1 protein-coding gene is annotated in these 386 nt (G+C 63.5%); it reads right to left on the reverse strand.

The annotated features are described in order from the left end of the window. On the reverse strand, positions 1 to 386 hold a 386-nt coding region (locus tag AB4072_RS17155; protein WP_441969948.1), incomplete at both ends, for a hypothetical protein.

Consider the following 386-nt stretch of genomic DNA (forward strand, 5'->3'; position numbering starts at 1 on the left):
ATACCGAACTTCGCACCGGGGTTCAGAACCAGCGCATAGGTCACCGTGTCCCCGACGACACCCGCCGGGCGAACGTTTGCCACCGCCGCATAAGCCAGCGCGTTCTCCTGAATCGACACAGACCCGCCAACAACAACAGGGGCAATCGGGTCAACGACGGGCGGCGGCGCATCGGCGGCCGCAATGGTGAACACGTAGTCCTTCGTTGGCCCGACCAGCGAACCGTCATAGGCCACTACGTGCAGCGTCTTCTGGCCGGCATCCGTCCCCACTACGGCGCGCGTCGTCGTAATCTGGCCCGTCTGCGCATCGATCTGGAACAGGCCGCTCGCATCCGTCGTCAGGCCTGTATCCGCGAACTTGTACAGATTGTTGCGCCATTCCGG

Source organism: Microvirga sp. 2MCAF38 (genome assembly GCF_052115485.1).
Classification (GTDB): domain Bacteria; phylum Pseudomonadota; class Alphaproteobacteria; order Rhizobiales; family Beijerinckiaceae; genus Microvirga.